This is a genomic window from Stenotrophomonas sp. YJH_SMC_73 (assembly GCF_059370155.1).
Genome location: NZ_JCAFTJ010000001.1, coordinates 329,543 through 352,470 on the forward strand (window position 1 = coordinate 329,543; position 22,928 = coordinate 352,470).

Annotated in this window: 20 protein-coding genes; 6 read left to right on the plus strand and 14 right to left on the minus strand. The window is 66.9% G+C overall.

Annotation, left to right across the window (positions count from 1 at the left end):
• Window positions 1-73 precede the first annotated feature (73 nt).
• Both AC5P8R_RS01520 and AC5P8R_RS01525 read right to left on the minus strand, forming a co-directional pair.
• Window positions 74-1,558 (minus strand): XVIPCD domain-containing protein, encoded by a 1,485-nt coding sequence (locus AC5P8R_RS01520; RefSeq protein ID WP_495222932.1) that lies wholly within the window; start codon window positions 1,556-1,558, stop codon window positions 74-76.
• Window positions 1,555-2,193 (minus strand): hypothetical protein, encoded by a 639-nt coding sequence (locus AC5P8R_RS01525; protein WP_495222933.1) that lies wholly within the window; start codon window positions 2,191-2,193, stop codon window positions 1,555-1,557. Before AC5P8R_RS01525 ends, AC5P8R_RS01520 begins: the two co-directional genes overlap by 4 nt.
• A 699-nt stretch (window positions 2,194-2,892) precedes the next feature.
• Here AC5P8R_RS01525 and AC5P8R_RS01530 point away from each other — a divergent pair.
• Window positions 2,893-3,327 carry an SseB family protein gene (locus tag AC5P8R_RS01530; RefSeq protein WP_005419309.1) on the plus strand — a complete coding sequence of 145 codons (435 nt, stop codon included), beginning with the start codon at window positions 2,893-2,895 and terminating at the stop codon, window positions 3,325-3,327.
• 68 nt (window positions 3,328-3,395) lie between these two features.
• Here the strand turns inward: AC5P8R_RS01530 and AC5P8R_RS01535 are convergent, their stop codons facing one another.
• Window positions 3,396-4,616 carry a multifunctional CCA addition/repair protein gene (locus AC5P8R_RS01535; RefSeq protein WP_495222934.1) on the minus strand — a complete coding sequence of 407 codons (1,221 nt, stop codon included), beginning with the start codon at window positions 4,614-4,616 and terminating at the stop codon, window positions 3,396-3,398.
• A gap of 206 nt (window positions 4,617-4,822) precedes the next feature.
• On the minus strand, window positions 4,823-6,808 hold the full coding sequence (locus tag AC5P8R_RS01540; protein ID WP_014648411.1) for a transglycosylase SLT domain-containing protein: 1,986 nt from the start codon (window positions 6,806-6,808) through the stop codon (window positions 4,823-4,825).
• Between the two features lie 151 nt (window positions 6,809-6,959).
• On the opposite strand from AC5P8R_RS01540, the gene AC5P8R_RS01545 reads away from it, so the two are divergent.
• The 3 genes from AC5P8R_RS01545 (at window position 6,960) to AC5P8R_RS01555 (ending at window position 10,979) form a co-directional block, all read left to right on the plus strand.
• Window positions 6,960-7,367 carry an ExbD/TolR family protein gene (locus AC5P8R_RS01545; protein ID WP_014648410.1) on the plus strand — a complete coding sequence of 136 codons (408 nt, stop codon included), beginning with the start codon at window positions 6,960-6,962 and terminating at the stop codon, window positions 7,365-7,367.
• Between the two features lie 104 nt (window positions 7,368-7,471).
• Window positions 7,472-7,846 carry a biopolymer transporter ExbD gene (locus AC5P8R_RS01550; RefSeq protein WP_180835152.1) on the plus strand — a complete coding sequence of 125 codons (375 nt, stop codon included), beginning with the start codon at window positions 7,472-7,474 and terminating at the stop codon, window positions 7,844-7,846.
• Window positions 7,847-8,117: 271 nt separating this feature from the next.
• The gene (locus AC5P8R_RS01555; protein ID WP_032957323.1) at window positions 8,118-10,979 is read left to right on the plus strand and encodes a TonB-dependent receptor plug domain-containing protein; all 2,862 of its coding nucleotides are present in this window, start codon (window positions 8,118-8,120) and stop codon (window positions 10,977-10,979) included.
• A gap of 132 nt (window positions 10,980-11,111) precedes the next feature.
• Here the strand turns inward: AC5P8R_RS01555 and fhuE are convergent, their stop codons facing one another.
• From fhuE to AC5P8R_RS01570, 3 genes are all read right to left on the minus strand, one after another.
• On the minus strand, window positions 11,112-13,250 hold the full coding sequence (fhuE, locus tag AC5P8R_RS01560) for a ferric-rhodotorulic acid/ferric-coprogen receptor FhuE (RefSeq protein ID WP_495222935.1): 2,139 nt from the start codon (window positions 13,248-13,250) through the stop codon (window positions 11,112-11,114).
• Between the two features lie 185 nt (window positions 13,251-13,435).
• Entirely contained in the window at window positions 13,436-13,987 is a 552-nt protein-coding gene (locus tag AC5P8R_RS01565; RefSeq protein ID WP_111205678.1) for a M23 family metallopeptidase, read from the minus strand.
• Window positions 13,988-14,064: 77 nt separating this feature from the next.
• Entirely contained in the window at window positions 14,065-14,547 is a 483-nt protein-coding gene (locus tag AC5P8R_RS01570; protein ID WP_495222936.1) for an Lrp/AsnC family transcriptional regulator, read from the minus strand.
• 72 nt (window positions 14,548-14,619) lie between these two features.
• Here AC5P8R_RS01570 and AC5P8R_RS01575 point away from each other — a divergent pair, with 72 nt between their 5' ends.
• A complete protein-coding gene (locus AC5P8R_RS01575; protein WP_126411362.1) occupies window positions 14,620-15,489 on the plus strand; it encodes an EamA family transporter in 870 nt (289 codons plus the stop codon).
• A gap of 87 nt (window positions 15,490-15,576) precedes the next feature.
• Here the strand turns inward: AC5P8R_RS01575 and AC5P8R_RS01580 are convergent, their stop codons facing one another.
• From AC5P8R_RS01580 to AC5P8R_RS01595, 4 genes are all read right to left on the minus strand, one after another.
• On the minus strand, window positions 15,577-16,314 hold the full coding sequence (locus AC5P8R_RS01580; RefSeq protein WP_014648403.1) for an endonuclease/exonuclease/phosphatase family protein: 738 nt from the start codon (window positions 16,312-16,314) through the stop codon (window positions 15,577-15,579).
• A gap of 53 nt (window positions 16,315-16,367) precedes the next feature.
• Window positions 16,368-17,201, minus strand: a complete 834-nt coding sequence (locus AC5P8R_RS01585) for a thiol:disulfide interchange protein DsbA/DsbL (RefSeq protein WP_014648402.1) — start codon at window positions 17,199-17,201, stop codon at window positions 16,368-16,370.
• 107 nt (window positions 17,202-17,308) lie between these two features.
• On the minus strand, window positions 17,309-17,959 hold the full coding sequence (locus tag AC5P8R_RS01590; protein ID WP_032960695.1) for a thiol:disulfide interchange protein DsbA/DsbL: 651 nt from the start codon (window positions 17,957-17,959) through the stop codon (window positions 17,309-17,311).
• Between the two features lie 106 nt (window positions 17,960-18,065).
• Window positions 18,066-18,866 carry a c-type cytochrome gene (locus tag AC5P8R_RS01595; RefSeq protein WP_014648400.1) on the minus strand — a complete coding sequence of 267 codons (801 nt, stop codon included), beginning with the start codon at window positions 18,864-18,866 and terminating at the stop codon, window positions 18,066-18,068.
• Between the two features lie 156 nt (window positions 18,867-19,022).
• On the opposite strand from AC5P8R_RS01595, the gene yihA reads away from it, so the two are divergent.
• Window positions 19,023-19,625: a ribosome biogenesis GTP-binding protein YihA/YsxC gene (gene yihA / locus AC5P8R_RS01600; protein WP_005411022.1), complete on the plus strand. Its 603-nt coding sequence runs from the start codon at window positions 19,023-19,025 to the stop codon at window positions 19,623-19,625.
• 73 nt (window positions 19,626-19,698) lie between these two features.
• Here the strand turns inward: yihA and AC5P8R_RS01605 are convergent, their stop codons facing one another.
• The 3 genes from AC5P8R_RS01605 to AC5P8R_RS01615 form a co-directional block, all read right to left on the minus strand.
• Entirely contained in the window at window positions 19,699-20,670 is a 972-nt protein-coding gene (locus tag AC5P8R_RS01605) for an MBL fold metallo-hydrolase (protein WP_014648399.1), read from the minus strand.
• A gap of 707 nt (window positions 20,671-21,377) precedes the next feature.
• On the minus strand, window positions 21,378-22,202 hold the full coding sequence (locus AC5P8R_RS01610; protein WP_069117884.1) for a helix-turn-helix transcriptional regulator: 825 nt from the start codon (window positions 22,200-22,202) through the stop codon (window positions 21,378-21,380).
• Window positions 22,199-22,903 (minus strand): VIT1/CCC1 transporter family protein, encoded by a 705-nt coding sequence (locus AC5P8R_RS01615; RefSeq protein WP_014648397.1) that lies wholly within the window; start codon window positions 22,901-22,903, stop codon window positions 22,199-22,201. The genes AC5P8R_RS01610 and AC5P8R_RS01615 overlap by 4 nt, the downstream gene beginning before the upstream one ends.
• Window positions 22,904-22,928: the final 25 nt, after the last annotated feature.

Sequence of the window (22,928 nt, forward strand, 5' to 3'; positions counted from 1 at the left end):
GCGGGCCGACATAGCCTCAGCAGGCCGTTCCAGCGGGCGCTAGCCTCGGGTGGGCCAAGCAATCCACGCTGGCCTAGCCCATGCGGATCGCTGTTCGGGTCTGCTCTTGGGTTTGCTCTTGTTGAGCGACCTGATGGGCCTGCGAAATCTGCTCGACCTTGGCGAGCGACTGCTCTACAGGTGTATTGACGGCCTCGCTGACCGCAATCGATGCCCGCAGGTGCGCCGGATTGTCGAGCGCTCCCTGCACGACGAACATGCGAGGGCCTGAACCATCGCTGGGAGCGTTGCCCAAGACAACATGATCGACGCGTTCCAGGCCGCTGCGCTTGGCCGTTGCAACCAGGCCGGCCGTCACACGCTCACTGGTTTCATCGAAGCTGCGCCCGTGCCTGGCATCCACGGCCGATACACCGTCGCGAATCTGCCGGTAGAGCGCATGGTCGGGGTGGCCTTCCTCTCTGGGATCAAGGCCTGCCTTGTCCAAGGTTGATTCGATGCTCTCCTGCAATGAGCTCTTGGGAGTGAAGCCTGGGTTGCTCAGAGAGGGCGAGCCCATTTCGGTTGCCTCTTGGAGCAAACGCTCCCCTGGTTTCAATGCGTTTTCTGCGCGCTGCACGGCTTCGGCTTCGCGACGGGCGTATGCTCCGGCTTCCTCGGTGCCGCGAAGGTAATTGACCCCGTCGCGCAGGAGTCCAGGGCCACCACCGACAAGTACGGTTGCTCCCAGGCGCAACTGGTGGATGTCTTTGCGATACTCCGCTATCCGGCGCAGGTCCTCGGCATCTGTGATCCGCGCCTCGGGGTCGTCCAGCACGGACTGCACTGGACCCTTGTCCGTCATACGGTCAATGAAGTGAACCATTCGATGGGAATCACCCAACTGGACCGCAATCGCAGCGGACATGACATGGCCGCTTTTCATCCCAAGCGATCCGAGCGAGGCGATGCGCTGGCCCTGCTCGGCATCGCGCAGGACTCCCAGTTCCTTGGGGAGTGCGTACATCTCAACCTTGCCGTAATGAGGACCGGCCGCACTAACCAGGTCGCCCGCCATCACATGGTTGGTGAAGGGCGCCGCACTGGCCGGCTGGCCTTCAGGCAGGCGATACGCCAGCCCGGCAGCGCCGTAGGGATTGAAGGCGTCGCCAGGGAGGTTGTAGTGGTGGGCAGTGATCTGCGCGAGTGCGCCGCCTAGGGAGTGTCCAGTGACGTACACCGGACCATATCCGTTGTCCTCAGCTTGCTTGATTGCCTGCTTGGTCAGTACGAGCGCATCATCAATCTGTGCGTTGACTCTGGCGCTGACCATCGCTGCGTCGACGCCGCCATCAAGTATGGCCTGGCGATCAAACTCGGTGCCTCGATGGGCGATGATGATCTCGTTGGTCTTGATGTTCCGGTACACAACGCCTTGATAGCCGCTGACTGCGTCACGTCGCCCTAGAACTTCGAAGTCTTCACCATCAACGCGCAGCGATTCCTTATCGCCTGGAGCTGGATGTGACGGTGGGGAGTAGGCTGCATTGGCCAGGGCTGCATTGGTTAGAGGTCTCATGGGACGATTCCTTTCGAAGGAGACGATATCTCTATGGGAAAGTACTTCTGCTTCTCGATATCAGACAATCTGTCGTAGCTATACTGGGACTGCGTTCGTACCCATCCGGGCGTCGAACTCTTTGTTTGCAGGGTCATTTGACTGTCTGCGTACGAAATCGACGTGAGTAGTTTCTCCAGTTCGAGATGGTGGACGGCAACTGATATGAAGCCTTCGCGTCCCTCGGAAATGACTGGGAATGAAGCCCGAATGATGCTGGGTTTCCATTCGCATGGCCCGCGCCCGTAATAGTCAGCGACTGCCATGCCGTCCTCGAACACGGTGCTGATGAACTCGGTTGCACTGACACGTTGTACTGGGAACTCTACTGACTGCCGTTGGGGGGCGTACTGCACACCCTCGTAGTTGTTGATCGGTGGGAGGCAGAGCGGATCTATCTCGTAGGAGACGAAAACCTTCGGGAGAGCAAGCTCCACAGGTGCATCGTGGACCCGAATCACAATCGGTAGCGCATCCTTGGGTGCAGGATTCTCGCGATAGACCGGGTATGAGCGTTCCTTGTTGCATCCAGAGACGGCGAGTGTGATCAAGGCGATCAACACAACCTGAGTGAGGGGGAGGGAGGGTTTCAGCATGAGCGGTCCATGTCGCTGATTGAGGTACTACGGGGGGGGCGCATCTTCAGGGTTACTACGGGGCACGGTTCTCTGCGCGTGAGGATGCCGGCAGGATTGCCCTGAACCTTGATCGGCTGGACAGGAGGGATGGCCGAGGAAGACGGCGCGATGTACCGCGTTACGGGGCACATGCGACAGGTTGCGCCGCTCGTGCTGCCAGCTTCCTTGGCCTCCATCCATGCATGCCTGTGGCGCGAGGTCTTGCGAGGTAGCGTTCATCGGCGTTCCATTGCTCTACGTCATCCGACTATACGACCCGCTCCAGCCGTGCTCAAAGCTCTTGGTCATGCCAGTCTCAACGTCCTTTCAGGATTGAGTGGAGCGGCGCCGGCACACGGTCACAAGCGAATTGGACACATTGACGATTTCGTCAGACTGTCGAAGCAGGTCTTAACAATTCCCCCGTCGAGCGGTTCAGGTGGGGTAGCAGGGTTCGTAGCATCTGCGGCCGGCCGTATCCTGCCCGCCATGCTTTCCTCCCAAAGCCATCAAGACTTCCGGACGGCCCCGAATCTCTATGGCGGGGCCCAGGCCGGAGAGCGCTGGGCGCTTTGGTACATCGGCCACTGACGCCCCGCGAGTCCCTGCCGATGCGCTGCGGTGCTTCACCCCCGGCCTGCTAAAGTTGCAGCCTGCAACCACGTACCGGAACCGACCATGGACCACGACACCCCGTTCGAACCCCTCAACGATCTCGAGGTGCGCCTGCTGCAGGCCCAGGACGGCACGCTGACCGCAGCGCAGTTCCTCGACGGCCTGCTGACCTCGACGGCGTTCGTGCTGCTGGACAAGGCCATTGGTGAGGATGGCGCCTGGGACGAGAGCATCTCGCCGCTGGTGCTGACCAGCGAGAGCGGCGAGCCGATGTTCGCGGTGTTCACCGCGCCCGAGCGCGCCGGCCTGTGGCACGAGCAGCTGCCGCAGTTTGCCCATGCCATGCCGATCGCGGTGCACGCGCTGCTGGCCGGTATCGGCGACGGCGTCGGCCTGGTGCTGAACCCGGGCCTGGACGTGGGCATGGAGATGATTCCCGATGCCGTGGCCCAGCTGAAGCAGCGTGCGGCGGCGATTACCCGTGGGATGGCGCACTGAAGCCAGTGATATAGGGGTGCCGGCCAGCGGCCGGCACTGCCCATAGCAGTACGCGCGGACGTTGCGGATCAGCGGGCGGCGGCGATGGCTTTCACCCGCGCCTTGGCCAGCGCTTCGCCGATGGCCGGGCCCTTCAGATGCGTGGTATCCAGATCCCGCGCCTGCACTGACAGCGCCGCTTGGTGCAGGCGCTTGAGCGTTTCGCCCTGGGGGTAGTCGGCGTCCTCGAAGCCGAGCCGGCCGCGCTTGTCGGCCTCGCAGCACAGTGCGATGCGGGCCACGCGTTCCGGCCGGCGCAGCGCATCACAGCGGCCCAGCAGTTCCAGCACGGTGGCATCGCGCAGTTCATCGATGCGGTGCACGTTCAAGTGCTCGCGGCACACCGCTTCAGCCAGCTGCTGGTGCTCGGTGGGAATCTTCAACCGCGCGCACAATGCCTTCAGCGGCTTGATGCCACGCTGTTCGTGCATGATGTGGCGCGGCCATTCCTCCGGCGGGGTCAGGCCCTTGCCGAGATCGTGGGTGAGGGCAGCGAAGCCGACCAGGTCATCACCCGGTGCCAGTTTCGCGGCCATGTCGCTGACCATTTCCTGGTGGATGCCGGTGTCGACTTCCGGGTGGAATTCGGCACGCTGCGGCACGCCATACAGCGCTTCCAGCTCGGGCAGGATCGGGCCCAGGGCGTGCGCATCGTGCAGCGTACGCAGGAAGGCAGAAGGCCGCTCACTGACCAGCGCCTTGCGCAGTTCCTGCCAGACGCGTTCCGGCACCAGCGCGTCCAGCTCGCCGCTGGCGGCGACCTCGCGCATCAGCGCCATGGTCTCTTCGGCGACGGTGAAGCCCAGTGGTGCGAAGCGCGCCATGAACCGGGCCGCGCGCAGCACGCGCAATGGATCTTCCACGAACGCGGGGCCGACATGGCGCAGCACGCGTTGCTCGATATCGCGCACACCGCCGTAGGGATCGACCAGCGTGCCGGTGTCTTCGTCGCAGGCAATCGCGTTGATGGTGAAGTCGCGGCGCTGCAGGTCTTCTTCCAGCGTCACTGCCGGGTCGGCATCGACCACGAAGCCGCGGTAGCCACGGCCGGATTTGCGCTCGGTGCGCGCCAGCGCGTATTCCTCAGCGGTCTTCGGGTGCAGGAACACCGGGAAATCGCGGCCGACGGCGGTGAAGCCCTGCGCTTCCATCTGCGCGGGCGTGCCGCCGACCACCACCCAGTCATGGTCGCCGGCAGGTCGCTGTAGCAGGCGGTCACGCACGGCGCCGCCGACAAGATAGATCTTCATGGCTGGAATCATCGCATGCCCGGCGCAGACGCACCGGTAGTGCCGGCCGCTGGCCGGCAACCGCAGTCACCCCGAAGCTGCCGGCCAGCGGCCTGCACTACCGATACAGCGTCCAGCCCGATCCAGGCCAGCAGGCTCATCGTTTCCCTCCCCAGCGAGTGGATGCCGGAGAATGCCGGCCAGCGGCCGGCAGTACTGTGTTGCGATCAATCGCCGCCCTGGTCGGCGTTGGCGGCGCAGCTGAAGCGCTTGCGCTTGTCCACCAGGCGGCCCATCAGGCGATCGCTCAGCGGCAGCGCATCACCATTGAGGCGCCAGTCGTAGATCACGCTGAAGGCCAGCACGCGGGCCACGTACTCGCGGGTTTCCTTGTAGCTGATGGTCTCGATCCACAGGTCCGGATCAAAGCCCGGGCGCTGGCTCTGCCAGCGTGCGGTCGGGGTCGGGCCGGCGTTGTACGCGGCGATGGTCACGTAGGGCAGGCCGTCGTACTTGTTCATCAGCTGGCGCAGGTAGGCGGTGCCGATGGCGATGTTGGTGTCCGGGTCGTACAGGCTGTCGGCGCCGCCGTAGCCGGTCAGGCCGATCGACTTGGCCACGCCGGCACCGGTGGCTGGCAGCACCTGCATCAGGCCCATGGCGTTGGCAGGCGAGCGCGCACGCGGGGTGAAGGTGCTCTCGGCGCGGATCTCCGCCGCCACCCAGGCCGGGTCGATTGCGTTGCGTGCCGATTCGCGGCGGATGGTGGCGTCGTGGTGCAGCGGGAAGCGCAGGTCGTACAGGCGCTGCTCCTGCGGCTGCTTGCCGAGCGCGAACACGGCGCGGTCGAACCAGCCGTTGTCCTGCGCCACGCGCACGGCGAGGCGACGCTGGGTGTCATCGAAGCGCGACAACGCGCTGTTCCATTCGGCCACGGCCCAGCCAGCGCGATCGATCTGGTACAACGCCATTGCGCGCTGGATGGCCGGGTCGCGCGCGATCACCGCCTGCGCCTGCGCGCTGTCGTTGGGCTGCCACGGGCACAGCGTGTAGCCCTGCTGCAGCTTGTCGGCGGCGAGGAAGCCGTGGAAGGTCGATGCACGCGCGGCCTCGCGGAACAGCGGCTGCGCCTGCTGGGCCTGGCCGGTCTTCTCCAGCATGCGGCCTTCGAAGTAGCGCCAGCGCGGGTCGCTGCGCTGCTTGCTGCCCATCTTGCGGATGGCGGTCAGCGCCGCGGTCCAGTCGCCGCGGGACATCGCTTCGCGCACGCGCCACTCGTGCAGGCGTTCGTCATAGGCCGACTCCGGCACCGCGTTGAGGCGGCGTGCCGAATCGGGCAGGTAGGACGCCACCGTCCACAGCGCGATCTGGTACAGCACCTGGCCCTGCTGGGCGGCACTCAGCCCCAGTGCCTGCGCGTACTGCGGCAGCTGCTGTTCGGTGGCGGCCGGGTCGGCCTTGGCCAGCTTGGCCAGGCCATCGGTGGCGATGCGCCGGCTGCGCTCGTTGCGGGGCCAGTTCAGGGCGCTGGCGTTGGGCTTGTCGACGAAGGCGGCGTAAGTGTTGGCCAGTGCCAGGTCAGTGGCAGGCAGGCCGCGGGCCGCGCTGCGCATCACGGCGGGCTGCTGCGCGTCGGCGGCAGCATCGATCCGTTCCCAGCGCAGGGCGTCGCTCAGGCCGCCTTGTGCCTGCAGCACGGTGAACACCGCATCGCAGCTGTCCGGCAGCGGCTTGCCGTTCTTGCGCCACAGCTCCTGTGCTTCGCTGATCCACTGCGGATCGACCTTGCCGGTCACCTGGCGCGCGGTCAGCTGCGCACAGCGCAGGCCGGCGTTGTCGGTGGGCGCCCAGTTGGCCAGCAGGGTCGGCCAGTCCTGGCGGCGGGCGAGCGAGGGCAGCCACACGCTGCGGAACGTGCTGGCCACGGCCTGGCCCTCATAGCGCTTGAGGAAGGCCTGTGCCTGCGCGGTATCGACGGTGTCGATGTTGCGGCGCAGGTTGGCGTACTCCAGCCAGCCATACGCCGGATGGCGGCTGAGCGCAGCGGCTTGGCCAGGATCGAACTGGCCGCGTTCGGCGGCCGCGATCGCGGCTTTCAACTGCGCGTTCTGGGCATCGAGGGACTGGGCATTGGCGCAGCCGATCAGCAGCGTGGTGGCCAAGGGCAGCAGGGACAGGGCGGTCGAAGAGCGTCGGGTCATGGCATGCAGCATAGCGGGCAGTGGCTGAATTCAGTTTCGCATTGCGTGCACGCAATGCGTGGGCAACGATAGCTGAATGACTCCGCACAGGCCCCTGCCGCAGGCGGGCGCAGGCGTCGTAACGTCGGCCTTGGGCGAACCGCCCGGCTGCAGGGAGCGGCACATGGCGTTCAGTAGCGCAGGAAGAAGCGGCCCGCTGGCGGACATCAATGTCACGCCACTGGTGGATGTGATGCTGGTGCTGTTGATCATCTTCATCGTAACCGCGCCGATCGTGGCCCGGCCGATTCCCGTGCAGTTGCCACAGGCCACCGATCGCACGATCGATCGCCCCGAACCGCCGCCGCCGATCGAGCTGCGACTGGATGCGTCGAACCAGCTGAGCTGGGATGGCCAGCCGATGGCGATCGGCGATCTGCAGGGGCGCCTGCAGGCGCAGGCCGGCGAGCATGCCGGCAACCTGCCGGAGCTGCGCATCGCCACCGATCCGGCGGCCGAGTACGAAGGCATGGCGCGGATATTGGCTGCGGCCGAAGCCACTGGCATGGAGCGCATTGCCTTCGTGCGGTGAGTTTCGTGCGGTGAGTCCGGCAACGGGCGGCCTGCCATCGGCAGGCCGCTCTTCCTGCGAGGGAACGTGGCATGCGATACGGGACACAGCACGCGGCCTCACTGATGGCCGCCCCCAATCTGGCACCGCTGGTGGATGTGTTGCTGGTGTTGCTGGCGCTGGTGATCACCGCGCTGCCGATGGCGCAGGCGACCGGCCTCCTGGCGCTCCAGCAGCGCACCTCGTGCCCACCCTGGCCGGCGTCCTCACCCCAGCCGATCCACCTGCGCATCGACGCGGCGGGGGCGATGTTCTGGAATGGCCAGCCGCTCGACGCTGTCGCGTTGCAGCGGCACCTGGTGCAGGCGCAGCAGATGCCGCAGCAGTATCGCCCCTGGGTGCACCTGGCGACCGCCGACGACACCGACTACGAAGACATGGCACGCGTGCTGCTGGCCGTGAGCCAGCATGGGCTGCGCGTCGACGCGCCCGGTCACTAGCGCCTGCACCGACAAGTCCCCTTGATGAGTTGTGGCGGATCTCGGCGCGCGCTGACGCAGCCGGCATCAAAGTGGAGGGCGGTGAACAGTACCGTCCGGTTCTAAACGGTCCTCATCTGACGTAAATGGCTGTCAATTGCGTCAATTCCGCGTGAAATAGTGTCGATCATCACGCCGTGATTTTTACCGCTTGTTTACAAAGGAGACGCTGCCGCCATGCAGGGGGGAGCGCGGCAGTCCATGTCCCGACATTCCTTTGGAGAGAGAGCGAATGAAGCACCTGCACCACCGCCCGTTGGCGGTTGCCGTCACGCTGTGCGTGATGGCCTTGGCACCCCTGGGTGCCGCTGCACAATCCACCACCAACCTCGACGCGGTGGAAGTCACCGGTACCCGCATCAAGCGCGCTGAAGTAGAGGGCCAGGTCCCGATCCAGACCCTGACCCGTGGCGACATCGAACGCACCGGCCTGACCTCGATCGGCGAAGTGCTACAGCAGCTCACCGGTTCCGGCTCTGCGCTCAACGCCAAGTTCAACTCGTCCGGCAACTTCGGTTTCCCGCCCGATGGCAGTGGCGTGGGTGCCGGCTCGGCGCAGGTCGATCTGCGCCACCTGGGTGCCAAGCGCGTGCTGGTGCTGGTCGACGGCATCCGCTGGGTCAATGAATCGTCGGCGTCCGGTGTGGGCTCGGCCACCGACCTCAACACCATTCCGCTGGCGATCGTCGAGCGCATCGAGGTGCTGGAGGACGGTGCTTCGTCGCTGTACGGCTCCGATGCCATCGCCGGCGTGGTCAACATCATCACCCGCCGCGATTTCGATGGTGGGCAGGTGACGCTGAACTACGGCGAGTACAGCAAGGGCGACGGCACGCAGAAGGGCGTGGACCTGGCCTGGGGCAAGAGTGGCGATCGCTTCAGCCTGTTCCTGGGCGCCAGCTGGACCAAGCAGGACCCGGTATTCGCCAAGGATCGCGAGCAGTCGCGCTTCCCCATTCCCGGTACCGGCCTGGCGTTCGGCAGCGGTGGTATTCCGCAGGGCCGTTTCATGTTCACCGACCCGAACACCGGTGCGGTGCAGAACATCGTGCCCAATACCGGCGTGAGCAATCCGCGGTACGACGGCAGTGCCGGCTGCAGCCGCACGGATGACTATCACTGCTTCACCACCGCCGACCGCTTCAACTTCGCCGAATACAACATGGTGCTGACGCCGTCGGAGCGCAAAGGCCTGTTCGGCCAGTTCCGCTTTGACATCACCGACAACGTGCAGTGGTACATCAAGGCGCTGGGCAACCGCCGCGAGTCGACCAACCAGGCCGGCCCCGAGCCGCTGTTCTTCGGCCCCGATGGCGCCACCGGCAATCCGTTGGCCGACAACATCGTGGTCTCGCGCCTGAACCCGTACAACCCGTTCGGCTTCGATCTCGTCTCCGGCGACAACATGAGCCTGATCGGTCGTCGCCCGGTGGAGGGCGGTGCGCGCGTGTTCAAGCAGAAAGTGGACACCACCTACTTCGCCACCGGCCTGGTCGGTGACTTCCATGCCGCCGACCGCAGCTGGTACTGGGACGTCAACGGCATGTACAGCAAGAACAAGGCCGAGCAGACCAACTACGGCAGCTATGACATCTACAAGGTGAACATGGCGCTGGGCGATCCCGCGGTGTGCGCGGCCACGCCTGGCTGCGTGCCGTTGAACATCTTCGGTGGCGCCGGTTCGATCACCCCGGACATGCTGAAGTGGATCCAGCCGGTGGTGCGCGACCGCAGCCAGAACGAACTGAGCCTGTTCACCGCCAACCTGTCCAGCGAGCTGTTCTCGCTGCCGGCCGGTCCGGTGTCCTTCGCCACCGGCTTCGAGTACCGCAAGTACAAGGGCGCCTACCAGCCCGATCCGCTGACGGTGATCGGCCACTACAACGGCGTGCCGTCGCAACCGACCTCCGGTTCCTACGACGTCAACGAGGCCTACCTGGAGTTGAGCGTGCCGATCTTCGCCGACTCCTCGTTCGGCAAGAAGCTGGACCTGAGCCTGGCCGGCCGCTATTCGGACTACTCCACCTTCGGCGGCGAGTTCACGCCCAAGTACGGCCTGCGCTGGCAGGTGACCGATGACTTCGTGCTGCGCACCACGTACGCCGAGGGTTTCCGCGCACCGTCCATCGGTGAGCTGTACGGCTCTGCCGCACGTGCCGACCTGCAGCTGTTCGATCCGTGCTCGGTGGGCCTGGGCGGCACGCCGCCGCGTGGCAGCGCGGCCAACTGTGCTGCACTGGGCGTACCGGCCGGCTTCCAGCAGGCCAACTCGCAGATCTCGGTGACCACCGGCGGCAACCGCGAGCTGGACCCGGAACGCTCGCGCAGCTTCAGCGCGGGCTTCGTGTGGAGCCCGTGGTTCGGCAACAACGCCTCGTGGTCGGAGCGCTTCGATGTGGAAGTCACTTTCTACCGCCATGCCATCGATGGTGCGATCCAGGCCATCAACGCGCAGACCCAGCTGGACCTGTGCGTGGATACACTGGACCCGATCTACTGCAACGGCATCACCCGTGCCAGCACCGGTGCGGTCAGCAGCTTCAACAACCGCCTGACCAACCTGGGTTCGATCAAGACCGACGGTTGGGACGTGGATCTGTTCTGGACGCTGCCGCAGACCTCCATCGGCCAGTTCAAGCTGGGGTGGAAGAACACCTTCGTCGGCCGTTACGAGGCCACTGGCGCGGCCGGGCAGAAGCAGCCGCAGAAGCCGGGCGTGGAAGTGGCCGACAGCTCGATCCCGGAGTGGACCAGCAATGCCAGCCTCGGCTGGACGATGGATCGCTGGAGCGCCAACTGGACGGTGCGCCACATCTCCGAGCTGACCGAGAACTGCGGCGATGCGGCGGCCTTCCCGGTGTGCAGCAACCAGGCTGCGGGCACCAACACGCTGTCGGCCACCACCTTCCACGACATGCAGGTGGGCTACAAGATCGACTGGATGAAGGGGCTGCAGCTGACCGCGGGCCTGAACAACGTGTTCGACAAGGATCCGCCGATCTGCCTGTCGTGCTCGTTGAACGGCTACGACGCTTCGACCTACGACATCCCGCGTGGCCGTTACTGGTACCTGCGCGCGGACCTGCGCTTCTGATGTGACGGTGGCAGCGCCGGTCAGTTCCGGCGCTGCCTTGCGGGTGTAGAGCCGAGCCCGCGCTCGGCTGATTCTCTGAGCCGAGCATGGGCTCGGCTCTACAGGTGCGGGGCGTGCGAACCCCGCGTCTGATCAGAACGCCCAGGTGAACGTCAGCGAGCCATTGCGGCCATCGCCGTAGGCACCGTAGCCGTTGATCTGCGACAGGTACTTCTTGTCCAGCAGGTTGTTGAGGTTGGCCTGCACGCTGAACTCCGGCGAGATGCGGTAGCGCAGGAAGGCACTGACCAGTGCGTAACCTTCCTGCTCGAAGCGACCCACCACCGGCGCGGCGTAATAGATGCGGTTCTGCCAGTTGGCACCGCCACCGATGGTCAGTTCCTGCAGCGACTGCGGGGTGTAGCTGGTGAACAGCTTCAATGCGGTCTGCGGCAGGTTGGTGTTGATGTCGGCACCGTTGATGTCCTTGGCCACATAGCGCGAAGCACCGAAGGTCGCGTTCCAGCCCGGTGCCAGTTCGCCGTTCACTTCGAATTCGAAGCCACGGCTGACGGTGCCGCGTGCGGCGATCGAGGCGAACTCACCCGGACGGCCGATGATCGGCTCGCTGGTGACCTGGGCGACGTTGTCCTGCTCGATGCGGAACACCGCCAGCGAGGCGTTCAGCCGGTTGTCGAACCAGGCACCCTTGACGCCCACCTCGTAGCTCTTGCCGTCGACCGGGTCGAGATAACGGTCGTTGCGGTCACGTGCGGTCTGCGGCTGGAAGATCTCGGTGTAGCTGGCGTACGCGGAGTAGGTATCGTTGATGTCATACACCAGGCCGGCGTACGGGGTGGTCACCTTGTGTTCGCGGTCGTCGTTCTCGCCTTCGCTCTTCCAGTTGGTGTAGCGCGCACCGAGGATCAGCTTCAGCGGATCAGCCAGCGACAGACGGGTGGCGGCATAGCCGGCCTTCTGGGTGATGGTGCCCTGGCTGGCCAGCGCCAGCGGGTTCCAGTTCGGCTGGGCGATGTTGCCGGTCCAGTCGAGATAGGAGCTGAAGGGATTCCAGCCGGTGCCGGGGCCACCCATCTGGAAGTCACCGTAGTTGGCGAATTCGCGCTTGTTGTAGCTCAGGCCGGCCATGAACTGGTGCTCGCGGCCGAACAGCTGGAACGGGCCGTCGATGTAGCCATCGATGCCATCGACCTTGCGCTCGGTGTTGTAGAAGCCGGCCATCGGCGTGACGCCGGTGCCGGTGGCCTTGTCGAACGCGGTGTAGGACGGATAGAACAGCTTGTCGTCGGCGTTGGTGCGGTCGTGGGTGGCGCCGATCCTGAACTTCCAGCCGTTGCTGAAGGCGTGCTGCAGGGTGGCAAACGCGCGCTTGCTGGTGGTGTCCCAGTAGGTCCAGTCCGGCGACGGATTGAACGAGGTCGGGTAGTTGGTCGGGCTGCCATCGGCGTACCACATCGGGAAGCCGCCCCAGGTCGCACCATTGGCGCGCTTCTGCTGGTAGTCGTAGCCCACGCTCAGCTGGGTGTCCGGGGTCAGGTCGGCATCAATGACGGCGTAGCCCAGCGTCTTGCGCTGGTTGTAGCGGTCCATCTGGCCGTCGGTATCCAGGTAGCTGCCGATCACGCGACCGCGCACGCTGCCGCTGGCGTTGAGCGCGCTGCCCACATCCACCGTGGTGCGGGTGCGGCCCCAGCTGCCGACGTTCACCGACACGCTGCCGGTCAGCTCGGCGCTGTCGGCATGCTTGCGGATCAGGTTCACCGACGCCGACGGATTGCCGGCGCCGCTGAGCAGGCCGGTGGCGCCGCGCACCACTTCCACGCGGTCGTACAGCGCCAGATCCAGGCCGGAGTCACCGTAGCTCCAGTTCTGCACCATCTGCGTCGGCAGGCCGTCGAACTGGTAGGCATCGATGTAGAACCCACGCGCGTAGAACTCGGTGCGCTCGCTGTCGGACTGGGTGCTGGTCACGCCGGTGGTGTTGGCCAGCACGTCGATGATGTCGTCGAGCTTCTGATCTTCGATGCGCTGGTGGCTGATGATGCTGACCGACTGCGGGATCTCGCGCGGTGCCAGGTCGAAGCGGGTACCGGCCGAGGTGCGGCGCACCGAATAGCCTTCGGCGCGTTCGCCCTTGACCATCAACTTGTCCAGCGTGGTCGGATCGGCGGCGGTGTCGGCGAAGGCGGCCGGGGCCAGGGCGCAGAGTGCAACGATTACGGCAACGGACAGCCGCTGCGGTTGCGGGATACGGAAGGCGGGACGGGTCATGGGGGTCCTGGACGAGCACGCGCGCTCGGCCGGCATCCAGAAGGCGAGGCGCTACGGGTGGGAAACGGGCGGGCAGGCCGTCCTGGCACCACCGGAAATGAAAGAAATGGTAATACGAACTATTCCTATTTACAAATCATGAACGAGGTAGGCGCTCACGCGGGCCGCGACGCAGCGCATGGTGTTCAGCGCAGCAGCGGCAGCGGATCGCGCGCGCCATCGGCGCCGTAGATGCCCCAGTGCAGATGGGGCGGCGTGCCCTTGGCATTGCCGCTGTCGCCTACATGCCCGAGCAGGTCGCCGGCCTGGACCACCTGGCCGCGCGCCAGGCCCTCGGCCCAGTCATCCAGATGGGCGTAGTAGTAACGTTCGCGCCCGGGCCCGATCACCCAGACCTGGCGGCCACCGAGGCCGCGCTCGCTGACATCCGCGATGACGCCGGCAGTGACGCTGCGCACCGCGGTGCCGCGCTTGGCGAAGATGTCGATGCCGGCGTGGGAGCGGTCACGGCCACGTGGCGCGCCGAAGGTATCGGCGATCTGCCGGGGACGGACGCCCTCCACCGGCACCGGAAGTTCGGTGGCCGGAGACATCCGCGAGAGTGTCCACAGCAGCTTCGGTGCAGCGGCCCATGGGCTGTTCCACAGCGCCATAGCGGCGACGATGGCGATGGCCAGCCCTAGGCCACGCAGCAGCCAGCGGCGCTGGCGACGGGCGGGGGAGGGCGGTGTACTCATGGTTTCAAAGTGTAGAGTCGAGCCATGCTCGACTGCTGTTGCGTTGCGATCAGAAGGCAGTCGAGCATGGCTCGACTCTACAGGCCTGGCAGCAGCGGCACTTCGAAACTCCGCTTCAACGTCCCCAGTGCCACCGACGTTCTGAAGCGTTCGATGTTGTCATCGCCGCCGAACAACCGATCGGTTATGGCCTCGTACTCTTCCATCGACGCCGCCGAAAGCAGTAGCAGGAAATCGCCATCGCCGGTGATCGAGTAGCACTGCTGCACGGCCGGGTCGTTTTGCACGCGGCGCTTGAACGGCGCCACGCGTTCGCGCTGCTCGCTGACCACGCGCACCTCCACGATGATGGTCAGTGGCCGCCCGACCTTGGCGGCGGCGACCACCGCCACATTGGCCGCGATCACGCCGCTGTCCTGCAGGCGCTTGATGCGGCGCTGCACGGCCGGCGTGGACAGGTGCACGGCCTCGGCGATTTCGCGCTGCGGCAGGGTGTTGTCCCGCTGCAGCAGGTCGAGGATGGCGCGGTCGAAGCTGTCGAGCACGGGGGCGGTGGCCATGGCGAGCAGAAGTTGCACGAACGGGCCGTCAATTGAGCCAAGTGCTCGGCGCTGGCGCAATAGACTTTGCCCATGCAGACCCCACGACTCGCGCCGATGTTGCCGGCGCTGGCGGTGCTTGGCTCGGTCACCTCGCTGGCCATCGGCACCTCCTATGCAAAACACCTGTTCCCGCTGATCGGCGCGCAGGGCACCAGCGCGCTGCGCGTGGGCTTCTCGGCGCTGTTGCTGCTGCTGTTCTGGCGGCCGTGGCGCTGGAAGACCAGCCGCCCGGATGCGATCACCATCCTGCGCTACGGCCTCACCCTGGGCCTGATGAACCTGCTGTTCTACATGGCCCTGCGCACCATTCCCTTCGGCATCGCGGTGGCCATCGAATTCACCGGGCCGCTGACGGTGGCCATGCTGTCGTCGCGACGGCCGATCGATTTCCTCTGGGTGGGCTGTGCGGCGGTGGGGCTGCTGTTGCTGCTGCCGATCGGCGGTGGTCCGGCGCTGGATCCCGCTGGCGTGCTGTATGCGATGGGGGCTGCGGCGTGCTGGGGCCTGTACATCGTGTTCGGCAAGCGTGCCGGCCACCTGCATGCCGGGCATTCGGTGTCGCTGGGGCTGCTGGCGGCATCCCTGGTGGTGGTGCCGGTGGGCGTGGTGCATGCCGGTGCCGCGCTGCTCGACCCGAAGATCCTTGCCGCCGGGCTGCTGGTGGCGCTGGTGTCCAGCGCGATCCCGATGTCACTGGAGATGATGGCGCTCAAGCGCCTGCCGAAGGAGACCTTCGGCATCCTGATCAGCATGGAACCGGCGGTGGCCGCGCTGTGGGCCATGCTTCTGCTGCACGAGCACCTGCATGGGCTGCAGTGGCTGGCGATCGGCTGCACGGTGCTGGCCTCGGTGGGCAGCACGATGACCGCGCGGCGCCTGAAGGCACCCGTCACCGCCTGAAAAAAAGGGCACGGAGGGGATTAAGTCGTTTATGCCCCGATTTAGGGGGCGTGCGGACCAACGGTCCGCACCTACCGTAAGGGCGAGTCAGCGCAGGGTGTCGGCCGGGACGTCGATCTGCATCGCCAGGGCGAGGTGATCGGAGAACGCGGCTGGTACGGCTTCCACGGTACGAGTCTGCAGGCCACTGCTGACCAGGATGTGGTCGATGGCGCGGTCGGGGCGCCAGCTGGGGAAGGTCGGCACGATGCAGCCCGGGGGCTGCAGCCGGGTCTTCTGGTACAGCACCTGCATTTCCGGGCGTTCGGCCAGGCAGTTGAAGTCGCCCATCAGCACCGCGTTGGGGTGGTCGGACAGCAGCTCGGCGATGAAGCCCAGCTGCGACATCCGCGAGCCCGCGCCCAATGACAGATGCGCCACCGCCACCGCCAGGCCATCGGTACCATCGCCGAACTTGGCCAGCAGCACGCCGCGCCCGCCGATGCGGCCGGGCAGGGCATGGTCCTGCACTTCCACCGGTTCCAGCTTGCTCAGCAGGCCATTGGCACTGGACGCCACGCCGCCCATGCGCCGGTTCGGCTGGTGGCTCCAGTAGTTGAAGCCGGCGCGCTGGGCCAGGTAGTGGGTCTGGTTGGTGAAGCCCGAGCGCAGGCTGCCCGGGTCGGCCTCCTGCAGGCCGACGATGTCATGGTCGCGCGCCAGGGTGGCGATCGCGTCCAGGCTGCTGCGCTTGCGCCCCGCCGGCAGCGCATGTGACCAGCTGCGGGTCACATAGTCGCTGTAGCGGCGGGTACTTGAGCCGGCCTGGATGTTGGCCGTCAGCAAGCGCAGGGTCCGTGTACGGGGGGAATTCACGGCCGGGAAATGCTTCTCTTGGATCAGTGAGCCTGGGCCGCACCGCGTTCGCGGGCGATCAGGTGGTCGGCGATGCGCAGCATGTCCGGGAAGCTCTTGCCCTTCACCAGATACTTGCCGTTGACGATGATCGACGGGGTGCCGCTGATCTGGCTGCGCTGGGCGAACTGCTTGGCCGAGTTGGTCTTGGCGTTCACCGCGAAGCTGCCCATGGTGGCGGCGAACTGCTTCGGATCCACGCCATAGGCGGCGTAGAACTTGGCGATGTCTTCCACCGAGTCACGGCCGCGCTCGCCCTTCAGGGTCTTCTGCGAGTGGATGGCGGCGTACAGCGCTTCGTGGGTCTTTTCCTGCACGCCCAGGGTCTGCGCGGCGTAGAAGGCACGGGCGTAGTCATCCCAGGTGCCGCCGAACATGGCCGGCACGTAGACGAAGTTCACGTCGCTGGGCAGGCCGGCCTTCCACGGGCCGACCAGCGGCTGGAATGCGGCGCAGGCCGGGCAGACGTAGCCGAAGATCTCGGTCACTTCGATCTTGCCGGCAGCCGGCTGGAACGGCTGGCCGTTCGGGATCACCTGGTAATCGGCGCCTTCCACCGGGGCCGGGCCGGTCAGCGCGGCGGTGGTCGGGGCCGGCGCCGCGGCGGGGGCGGCTTCGGCCGGGGCCTTTTCGCCTTCGGCGGCAGCCGGAGCGGTGCCTTCGCTGCCCGTGGCCGGCGCAGCGGCCGGTTCGGCGGTGGCCGGGGCGGCTGCCGGTGCGGCCGGGGCCGCGGTGGTGTTGGTGCTGCCGTCATCAGCCTTGCAGGCAGCCAGGATCGGCAGCAGCGCTGCGAGGGCGAGGGCGTAACGGATCTTCATGGAAACGTCTCCAGCATCTGGAAAGGTGGGGGCCGGCGCCAGGCGCCAGCCAGGGGGAAATGATGACATGCGGCGGCGACAGCGCCGTGTCGAGGGTGGGCGTTGGTTCAGCGGCCGCGGGCGGCGCGGGCCTGCGCGATCAGCGCCGAGGCGATGCGCAGCTGGTCGTCGAAGCTGTTGCCCCGCACCAGGTACTGGCCGTTGATGATGATGGCCGGGGTGCCCGGGATCTTGGTGCGCTGGGCGAACGCGCGCGCGGCCTCGACCTTCTTCTGCACGGCATCGCCGCGCAGCGCCTGGAGGTAGCGGTCCGGGGTCACGCCGTAGGCCTTGTAGAACGTGGCGAGCTCATCGGCCGAGACGTTCTGCATCGGCAGCGATCCCTGCTCGTGCAGGGCCTTGAACACGGCAGCGTGGCTGCGCTTGGCCACGCCGACTTCGTCGGCGGCGTAGTAGGCCAGTGCCCAGGCATCCCAGGCGCCACCGAAGGCCGCCGGCACCGGGGTGAAACGCACGTCGGCCGGCAGCTTGGCCGCCCAGGCTTCCAGCTGCGGTTCGAAATGGGCGCAGTGCGGGCAGGTGTAGCCGAAGACCTCGACCACTTCGATCTTGCCGGCCAGCGGCTGGAACGGGCCTGGCTGGGCGATGCGCTCGTAGTCTTTGCCCTCGACCAGCGGGGCATTGGCGGGGGTGGCGGCGCAGGCTGCCAGCGGCAGCAGCACCAGCACGGACAACAGCAGGCGGGAAATCAACCTCATCGACACGCATCTCCGTTGAAAAAAGCAACGCCGGCGCGGTCGCCGGCGTGAAGGAAACATACCGCAGCCGTGGGCCGGCGTCGCGGCCCGGGCCGACCAGTGGTGGTCAGGGGGCGGCAGCCGGTTGCGTCGGCGTGGCCGCAGCGGCCACATCGTCGGCCTTGTTGTGCAGGCCCTGCAGGTAGCTCGACAGCGCCTGCACCTCCTGCTCGCTGAGCTTCTGCGCGACCGTGGCCATGATCTGGAAGTGCGCCTTGTCGGTCTCGTTGGTCTGGCCGGCCTGGTACTCCTGCAGGCGGCGCGCGACATAGCTGGCGTGCTGCCCACCGAGGTGCGGATAGGCCGGGCCGGGATTGCCGGCACCGCTGGGGCCGTGGCAGGCCATGCAGGCCGGCAGGCCGCGCTTGGCATCGCCGCCGCGGTACAGCTGCTGGCCGATCTCGTAGAACTTCATGCCCTTGTAGGGGCCATCGGTCACTGCCGTGTCATCGGCGATGCCGGCGTTGGCCTTCTGCGTGGCGAAGTAGGCGCCGATATCGCGCATGTCCTGCGGGGTGAGGTTCTGCACGAACGGCACCATCGCCACCGCCGCGCCGGAACTGCGCTGGCCGTTGGCGATCAGGGCCATCTGCTGGGCCACGTAGCGCTCGCTCTGGCCGGCAATGGACGGGTACATCTCCACCGTGGAGTTGCCGTCGGCACCATGGCAGGCCGCGCAGGCCGTCGCCTTGGTCTGGCCGGCCTTGGCATCGCCCCAGTGGGTCTTGCTGAAGTCCACCTCCAGCGAGGCGGTATTGATCGGCCCGTTGTCGGGCAGCGGGGTCAACGTGGTCTGCGCGAACGCAGCAGCGGCAACGACTACAGCAGTGGCAAGGGCGGATACGGCAAGAACGCGAGCGTGGCGCATGCTGAAGCTCCGTATGGACCGGGCCGGACGGTGGCCGCCGGCATCGCCCGGATTATCAACGCCGTTTCCGCGCACGGTCAACGCAGCAGTGCAGCAAAATGGCCGCAGCGGCCGCCGGCACGGGCGCGCGGCGCCGCAACATGCGATCCTAGGCACATGTCATTGCTCATCGAACGCGCCCGTTACCACCTTTCGGCCCACAACGTGCGGCAGCTGCCGCCCGACGAAGGGGCTGAAGTGGCCTTCGCCGGCCGCTCCAACGCCGGCAAGTCCAGTGCGCTCAACGCGCTGACCCGCCAGAACGCCCTGGCCCGTGTCTCCAAGACCCCCGGCCGCACCCAGCAGCTGGTGTTCTTCCAGGTCACCCCGGAAGCGCATCTGGTCGACCTGCCCGGTTACGGCTACGCCAAGGTGCCGCTGGACCTGCAGGCGCACTGGCAGGCCTTCATTGACAAGTATTTCCGCACCCGCGAGGCCCTCAAGGGCCTGGTGGTGGTGATGGACATCCGCCACCCCCTGAAGGACTACGACCGGCAGATGCTGTCCTATGCCGTGCAGCGTGGCCTGCCGGCGCACGCGTTGCTGACCAAGGCCGACAAGCTCAGCCGCAGCCAGCAGATGCAGTCCCTGCAGAAGGTGCGCAAGGAGCTGCAATCGGCTTACGGTGACAGCGTCAGCGTGCAGGTGTTCTCCGGCGAAGACCGTACCGGCGTGGACGAAGCCCGCGGCGTGATCGGCGGCTGGCTGGGGCTGGAATAAGGCATTTACGGTCGCCCGGCTGGCAGCCGGGCGCTACCCGATCGGGTGGGTGCCGACCTTGGTCGGCACACCCTCACAACGGCGAATACTCCGCCGGCACCCACGCATAGGCCTGGCCCTCGCCACGCACATGGCCCAGGCCCGGGAACGGCAGGTGCGCACCGGCCACCCACCAACCGTTGGCGGTGGCCTGCTGCAGCAGCCCGCGACGGCTGGCGATGGCCGCCTTGCGGTCCGAATCGGCCTCGAATGCCGCTTCCGGGTGCGCGAACTGCACCGCATGGAAGTGCAGCACATCACCCCACACCAGCAGTGACTGGCCCTGGCTGTCGAACCGGTAGGAGACATGGCCGGGGGTATGGCCGTGGGTGTCCATCGCCACCGCGCCACCGGGCAGGGCATCGCCGGGGCTGAACGTGCGCAGGTGGCCGCTGGCCTGGTAGGGCGCGACCGCGTTGCGTGCCAGCGGGAAGGCGAAGCGCACGCCCTTCGGCGCCGTGGCCTCGCTGGCCGGGCTGAGCCAGTAATCGGCATCGGCCTTGGACAGCCACACCGTGGCATTCGGGTAGGCCGGCTTGCCCTGCGCGTCGAGCACGCCGCACAGATGGTCCGGGTGGGCGTGAGTCAGCAGCACCTCGTCCACCTCGGCCGGGTCCACGCCGGAGGCGCGCAGGTTGCCCAGCACCTGGCCCAGGCCGGGGCCGAAGCACTGCGCGGTGCCGGTATCGACCAGGGTCAGGTGGTTGCCCTGGCGCACCAGGAAGGCGTTGATCGCGGTCTGCAGGCCCTTCTTGTCTTCCGGTACGTAGCGGCCTTCCAACAGGCGGCTGACCAGTGTCGGCGGCACGTTGACCACTTCCTGCCGGCCCAGCGCGACCACGCCGTCGAACAGGGCGGTGACCTGCAGCGCACCAACGCGCTGGTGGTAGACGCCGGGCACCTGCTGGGTGGGAGCGGGCGAGGTGGCTTCGGCCAGTGCAGCCAGCGGCAGGGACGACAGGGCCAGCAGCAGGGCGCCGCGCAGCGGCAGGGGACGCAGGATCATGGCGGTTCTCGGTGGATGACGGGCGGTTCCGTTGTGCCCAGCGTGCCGTGGCCGGCGTGTGCACGGCGCTCAAACCACTGCGCGGAATGCTCAGGGAAGGGGGGGCTGCAGGGCTGCGCCCTGCACCCGCAGAGGCAACGGCAACGGCCGAAGCAACAGCAACAGCGACAGCGGGCTGTCTGGGATGGCGGGGTGGGTCCGGTTGCGGGAGACGCCGTAAACCCCGCTCCGCGGTCCGGCCCAGTCGCTGGCGGCTGGGCGTTCGGGCGCTTGCGAAGCAGTGCTTCGCAAGCAAAGCGCCCTCACCCATGGGGGCTTGGCCGCGGCATCCATGCCGCGGACACTCCCGCAACCGGACCCACCCCGCCTTCGACAGTTTTCCGCGATCTGTCAGCTCGCGGGGTCAGATCCGTTTTCCGCAGGAAAACGGATCTGACCCCACGAATTTCATTCGATAACTGACAGATGTGTCGACCAAGGTCGACACCTACCAACAGCCGCCGGAATCTGTCGAAGGCGGGGCACTGTGGGTTTGCGGGGTGTGAGCCGCATGGATGCGGCGACCAAGCCCCCATGGACGGGTTTACGGCGTCCCCGCAAACCCACAGTGCCCCGCCATTCCACGGAATGCACGCCGTTGCTGTTGCTGTTGCTTCGGCTGTTGCCGTTGCCTCTGCGGGTGCAGGGCGCAGCCCTGCCGAACCCCCTCAAATATCTGTGGGAGCCAGCCCGTACTGCTCGGCGAAGCGCTTGCTGAAACTGGCCGCAGACCGGTAGCCCGCGCGCGCGGCCACGGTCTTCAACGGCAGGTCGGTGGTGTAGAGCAGCTGCATGCCATGTGCCAGCCGGGCCTCGGTGAGCAGCTGGCGCAGGCTGGTGTCCTCGGCCGCCAGGCGACGGCGCAGGGTCGCGCCGCTCAGCGCGAACTGTTCTTCCACATCGCGTGATTGCCAGTCGCGTGCTGGTTCGGCGGCGATGCGGTCGCGGATCTGTTCGCCCAGGCTCGGCGCCTGCGGCAGCAGCAGGTTGCCGTGGCCCTGTCGGCACAGGGTCAGCACCAGCGAGGCCAGGGCCAGCCGCGCGTCGCTGTAACGGCCGTCCTGCAGCGATTGCCGCCACTGGCGCAGCACCGCGCCATGGTCGATCAACGGCAGTCGCGCCATCGCCTGGCCGGGGGCGGGAAGCTCTTCATTCCAGAGCGTACGCGCCGCCGCCAGCACTTCGGTGCAGAGCGGCACGATGGCACTGAGGTAGCGGCCGCTGCAGGGATCGGGGGTGTTGACCACGTCGATGCGGCACCGCTGGGTCAGCAGCAGGATGTCGCCGGGAACGAACGTCAGCGACTGGTGTGCGGTACGTACCTGCTTGCGGCCTTCCAGCAGGATCGCGAACTGCGGTTGCGGAACCTCCACCGAGCTGGCGCCATGCTCGCGGCGTGCGGTGATGCAGGCATAGCCCTCGGCGCGCCCGCAGCCGGCCAGGCTGGCCATCTCGGCCAACAACGCAGTGGCCGCTGGCAGCATGCCGGTCATGACACCTGGGCACCGAACAGGCGACCGACGCCGGCCGCCGCAGCCATCGCCAGCGCGCCCCAGAACATCACCCGGACCGCGCCGCGTACAGGCGGTGCGCCCCCGGCCTGGGCCGCCACCGCGCCGGTCAGGCACAGGCCGAGCAGGGTGCTGGCCGTGGTCATCAACGCAACCTTGTCGGTCGGCGCGAGCAGGGCGGTCAGCACCGGCAGCGCCGCACCGCAGGTGAACGCACCGGCCGAGGCCAGCGCCGCCTGCAGCGGGCGCGCGCGCAGGGTGTCAGTGATGCCCAGCTCATCGCGGGCGTGTGCACCCAGTGCATCGTGGGCGGTAAGCTGTTCGGCCACCTGCCGGGCCAATGCAGGCTCCAGGCCGCGGTGGCGGTAGATCGCGGCCAGCTCCTCCAGTTCGCTGTGCGGGTCTTCGCGCAGCTCGCGCTTTTCCATGGCCAGGTCGGCCGCTTCGGTGTCGGCCTGGGTCTGCACCGACACATACTCGCCGGCGGCCATCGACATCGCGCCGGCCACGGTGCCGGCCACGCCGGTGGCAAGGATAGTGGTGGCGGAGGCGCCGCTGGCCGCCACGCCGACCACCAGGCCGGCCACCGAGACGATGCCATCGTTGGCCCCCAGCACGGCGGCACGCAACCAGCCGACGCGCTCGGAGCGGTGCAGTTCGGGGTGTCGCGAATGACGGTTCATGACGCCGAGTGTACGAGGGTCAAGA